This is a genomic window from Bartonella sp. AD328YNZD (genome assembly GCF_042196425.1).
Genome location: NZ_JBHIQG010000139.1, coordinates 1 through 6,002, shown reverse-complemented (window position 1 = coordinate 6,002; position 6,002 = coordinate 1). Strand labels below are relative to the sequence as shown.

The window sequence follows — 6,002 nt, the reverse complement described above, 5'->3', positions numbered from 1 at the left end:
AAAAAAGCTGTTACGGATCAACTTGTGAATGCTGGATTAACCTATAAAGCCGCTCGTGAATATTGGACACCTCGTCGACTAACATTGGACGTACGCGGACTTTCTATACGCTCAAAAGATATCCATGAGGAACGCAGAGGTCCCAGTACAAAATCACCACAGCATGCCATTGATGGTTTCCTGCGTGCAACGGGGCTCAACGATATTTCTGAAGCATATCTTGGACATGATGATAAAAAAGGCGATTTTTATATTGCTAAAATTGTTAAAAAAGGCCAGCCTGCAGAAAAAATTATTGCCGATATTTTACCAGATATTATCCGCAACTTTCCGTGGCCGAAATCTATGCGTTGGGGAAAGGATTCCGCAAAAAGTGGTGTTCTGAAGTGGATTCGACCTTTACAAAATATTCTTTGCATCTTCGGACCAGAAATTGGCGAAACACGTGTTGTTCCGTTTACAATTGGTTCTCTTAAGAGCAATAATCTAACTTATGGTCATCGTTTCTTAAGTGACGGAAAGCCATTCCAGGTGCGTCGCTTTGATGACTATGTTACTCAACTTGAAACACACAAAGTCATTCTGGATGCAGAAAGACGAAAGAATATTATTTTAGCTGATGCTCAAAATCTTTGCTTTGCAAACGGTTTAGAACTGGTTCAAGATAATGCCCTCCTAGAAGAAGTTTCTGGCCTTGTTGAATGGCCTGTTATCCTTATGGGTGATTTTGACAAATCATTCCTTGATATTCCTCCAGAAATTATTCGCTTGACCATTCGAGCTAATCAAAAATGTTTTGTCACCCGTAAACAAGGGGAAAAGATAAAACTTTCTCATCATTTTATTCTCGTTTCTAATATTCTCGCCAATGATGAAGGCAAAGAAATTTCTAAAGGAAATAGTAAGGTTGTCCATGCTCGTCTTTCTGATGCACTCCATTTTTGGAAAACAGATCAGCGTGATTTGCCCGATATTAAACAATTGGAATCTTCTGTAAAAAAATTTGATCTTTATATAAAAAAGCCTCTTGATCAAAGAATGGCGCGACTTGATCATTTGAATGTAACTTTTCACGCCAAATTAGGTACACAAGGTGCAAGAGTAGAACGCATCGCTACACTCGCACAAAAAATTGCACCTTTGATACAAGCAGATCCTCTCTTAGCGAAACGTGCAGCAGTTCTTGCAAAAGCTGATTTACAAACAGAAATTGTCGGAGAATTTCCTGAACTGCAAGGAACAATGGGGCGAAAATATGCCCTTCTTCAAGGGGAAGATCCTCACGTCGCTGTCGCAATCGAAGACCATTATAAACCTCAAGGACCAACAGATCGTCTTCCGCAAGAACCACTCGCTATAACAATTATGTTAGCCGACAAAATTGATATGCTCGTTGGCTTTTGGCTCATTAATGAAAAGCCAACGGGTTCAAAAGATCCCTATGCGTTAAGACGAGCAGCACTGGGAATTATTAGGCTTGTACTTTCGCGGGATTGTAAAATCAATCTTATGCCACTGTTTCAATTGGCAACGAATCTTTTTTTACAACAAAGAAATAAAGATGAAAATTCTCAATTGCAGAATCTGCTTCCAGAAAAGACAGAATATATTTTATCAGATCTGTTATTCTTTTTTCATGATCGTTTGAAGATCTATCTAAAAGAGGAAGGTGCTCGTTATGATGCCCTTGAAGCAGTTTTAAACAAAGACTCTGATGATTTTTTATTGGTTGCACGTCGTGTCGAGTCGCTTATTGCTTTTATCAATACAAATGACGGAATGCGCTTTGCAACCTCTGTAAAACGTACTGCCAATATTCTTGAAAATGAATTTCAAAAAAGCACAACAATAGCGAATGAAATTAATCCTGAACTCCTTATTGAGGAAGAAGAAAAGCAGCTCTACCGTGCAGTCTATGAGGTAGAAAGAAAGATTCTTGCCCCCATCAATACAACAAATTTATCGCTCGCTCTTAGTGCGTTAGCGCCACTTGGAAAATTGATTGATCTATTTTTTGAAAAAGTATTGGTGAATGATAAAAATCCAAATGTTCGTGCTAACCGTCTTGCTCTTCTCAAACGTACTCACACTATTACACAAGAGGTTGCAGGCTTCTCAAAACTTGTCATCTAAAACTAAACTATCTTATCAATTGATAAAATCATGAAGTTGCTCTCCTCCCACACCTCAAAGGATGGAGTTTCCGACCAGCTACTGGTCTGTCAACAGTCCAGCTCCTCACGGCGGGTTCCACCTGCTAACCACTCATGCGGTTCATTTCATAGGCGAAACAGACAAGCCCTACCCTGAATACTGATCACGATATCTAAAACACTCAATATGTAAAGATTTTCATGCCTTATATCACCCCTCTAAACAACAGTGTTTTATGGCATAATAGAATAAATTCATTGGATACAAGACCATTACCTTTAGATAAAATAGAGCGGCATTCTTTTTGCCAACTTTAAAATATTGTATATCCCCTCTTTTTAACACAATTCACAAAAATCTATGAACTCTTTTCTTCAACAATTTTTTATCCACCTGCCAATCCACCTTGTGATATGCAAACGAATGCTTTTTATAGATTCATTACAAGCGCAATATTGGGAGGATTCTCATTAAAAATATCTTTATCAATCAGTTCCTTATAAATAATATAAAAATCATTATAAACTACACATTCTACAACAATAACTGAAAAACGTATTAAACTTCTCAAGAAAAACAAAAAAATCCAACCAGAAAGCATCTTAAAGATATGCAAAGTCACTCTCTGTAAAAATGTTATAACAATAAAACGAATAAAGAACGAGAAAAAGCCACAAGTATATCTTGTGGCTTTTTCAAAGATTTAGTAAAAATAGAAACAATGCTAGAAATGATAACGCAATCCACCAGAAAAACTCGTTCCAGAAAAACCAGCTTTCGTTAGCTTGTGCTGATAAACCAAATCACCGTGAAGCGCAAATTTTTGAGACAATTGGGCATTAAAACCTAATCCTGTTTCTAATGAAGAACCAAAAGCGCCTAACTCAAAAGCATCTTTAAAATGCACAAATTGCTTTGCTGCAAAACCGTGCGCAAGATTAAGCTTGCCATAAACAGAAACAACTCGAGCCTCATCCGCTGCAACCAACCTCTTTGTTAAACGCCCTCCAACACGTGCTGTCCACTGATGAAGCTTTCCTAAATCAATATCAAAGCCGTCCACATCATGTACCTTATTAAATTGAAGATATTGATAAACAACCTGAACTTGCGGATCAAAAACAAAACCATCATCCCCTACCATAAATGTTTTACCAGCAGTCAATGAAGCACTTAAAGGATTTCCCTTTAATGTTGCCGTCTTTCCCCGTGCAGTTGTCAGAACATCACCCTTAAACAAACCATAAGACACAAGACCATCAACATAAAAACCCGCATCATGTTGCATCCCACCGTATGCCGCAACTGACCATTTATCAAATGTACTTTTTTGACTCTGTTCAACCTTCAAAGGTTGCAAAGAAAATTTCTCGTAAGACCCGATAATTCCAAAAGAAGTGGTCCCATACATATTTTCAATTGCTTTTAGTAAAACACCTGCCTCTAGTGCATTATAATCAAACTCGCCGCCATAACCATATTCAAGCGCGGAAAGATTTGAAGTATAACGATGACTGCCGCCATAACCGCTTACAAAAAAGAGAGGATTTTCACGATTTTCTAATAAGTTCCCAGAAGCAATGCGCAAAGCTTCTAGCCGCTTATTTTGATTGCTAACATTCATCAAGCCAATATGAAATAAGGCATTGGGTAAAATGAGATACGTCGGAACCTGTGGAACAACAGCCTTAACGCCCGGCTTAGGACGAGGCTCCGGAGCTGGTCCTGGAGGAGGTGTTGGACCAGGGGGAGGTGTTGGACGAGGATCTGGTTTAGGTTGAATATCAGAATCTATAGATCGACTTTCAAGACGAAAATCCCAAAATTCTCCGCTCCCTTCAACTAATCTTTGATCCATGCTTGCTTTTCCAAACTCAGACCCTGGACCATAACTATAAAGCTTATACTGATAAGGTAATTCGTTTAACGCTACATAATCACCTTCCAACTGAAAAGAATCTTGCTCTGCTTGTCCAGAAACCTGAATGATTGAAATACCTTCATCATTCCTTCCCCTTCCCGTGTATCCTCCTGGGCTTCCTTCAACACCACTCACACGAAGCATTGTTTTTCCCGAAACATCACCATGAATTAAAATACGATCAGTCTTTTGGTGATTAAGATCACCACCACTATTCAGGTATGTATTAAGAGAAATAGATGCACCGCCCCGTGCTCTATAAACTTCACCCTTTCCATTTCCAATACGAAGGGTTTGATAATCATCAACAGAAGAAGATTCTTGTCTTTTAAAGTTAATAGAGCTATCATCCATAAGACTAACGAGTGAAATAGAAGAATCATGTACAGATTCATTTTGATCTTTTTGCAACGGTTGTTGTAAAATCCATTTAGAACGGCCTCCCAAATAAAGTTCGGCATTAGAATTTTTATCAACATGTGTGCGACCTTCAAGAGTGGAACCATCAGCCAAAACTGTTATAGAAGCACCTTCCTCAGCTTTTAATAAAAAATTCCCTGAACGAAGAGTGCTGTACACCAACCCCACCGCACCAGAAATAATGTTTCTACCATAAAGAGCCGCATCGTCTAAAACAGAAAACTCTGTTTTATCCAAATTAACAACTTCTAATCGTGGTAAAGCTTCTTTTTCCTCTGATGAAATCTCTTCTTTTTTATCCCGCCCTTCACTCCATGGTTTCTTTCCCCGAAAATAGATCCCATAAGATTCCTTACCCTTTACGGTAACAGAAGAGGATTTCATATTAACTTCAGTCACAGGAATTTTTGAATCAGAATCCTCATTTGATAAATCTTTAACTTCCTGCAAAGGAATAGAATCGACTGTATTTTCTAATAATATGCCATGAATACCCCTATCAGTACTAACAATAGTGCCTTCTAAATTAACAGCCCCCCCTAAATCCATATGCACAACCGCACGATCCTTACCTTTGTCACCCTTCCCAGTAATTTTAACATTCTCGAGATTTACTTTTCCACCTAACATCGAAGAAATCCCATGGCTGTTCATAAAATCAACCGCCCCACCTGACATCCAAACTTCTGAATGATCATAACTTAAAAGGCTTGCGTTCCCATTAGCGGTCTTAATTTCTGTATCTTCTAAAAGAACAAACGATTTCTCTGCTGCATCAACACCTTCATGATTTTCCTCAATCTTTCCATTTTTTACTTCAATCACTCCATTACTCGCACGAAGGCCTATAACTGTACCTTTGATAATCGGATCATCCAAAATAATCTTACCGTTCTCTAGTACGTGCACACCCATTAGAAAAGTCTCATCGGCAATTTCACTGCTAACCGTTACATTCTTCCCGCGAACTTCTGTACCTATTCCTTTCACCGTTATAGCAGTGAGATTAGCAGGGTAGTTGGAAACATTTTCTTTCGCAATTGTATAAGATTTATTATCAATTTGATCTTTTTCACAATTATCGCATATATAATATGTACCATCGTGTAATATAAGCCTATTATTTTCATATATTTCACGGGCATATTTACTTCCTTTTTCCTCGCTCCCTCCACCCAAAAAGCCAAAGCTATGACTATCATTAAACTTATCAGTATAGATAGGATGCCCCTCAACAATAGGATGTCCCTCAACACCACTGATAAGATAATTTCTATTTGAAATGGGTGAAGCAATTGGGAGGACATAAATATCAGTCTCGATACCGCTAACGCTAATACCATAAGAAGACGTATTATGACGCTCCTCTGCACTTGCATCAACCACTATTCCATTTTGTAACAAAGAAAGGATAGCTGTTGTACAAACATATAAACATACATGATTTCTAAAAACTTTAATCATAGTTCCCTCGAAACTTTCCTACCCCTCTCATTAAAAACAAAAG

2 protein-coding genes are annotated in these 6,002 nt (G+C 38.2%); one reads left to right on the top strand and one right to left on the bottom strand.

Annotated elements, in window-relative coordinates:
• A partial coding sequence (gene glyS / locus ACFIO3_RS07380; RefSeq protein WP_375704259.1) for a glycine--tRNA ligase subunit beta occupies positions 1-2,133 on the top strand: 2,133 nt, incomplete at its 5' end.
• 745 nt (positions 2,134-2,878) lie between these two features.
• Here the strand turns inward: glyS and ACFIO3_RS07375 are convergent.
• Complete coding sequence (locus ACFIO3_RS07375; RefSeq protein ID WP_375607822.1) at positions 2,879-5,959, bottom strand: autotransporter outer membrane beta-barrel domain-containing protein; 3,081 nt, start codon at positions 5,957-5,959, stop codon at positions 2,879-2,881.
• Positions 5,960-6,002 lie beyond the last annotated feature (43 nt).

Excerpts from the sequence above, each read along its gene's own strand:
- ACFIO3_RS07375 (WP_375607822.1), bottom strand. The coding sequence starts at position 5,959 with ATGATTAAAGTTTTTAGAAATCATGTATGTTTATATGTTTGTACAACA.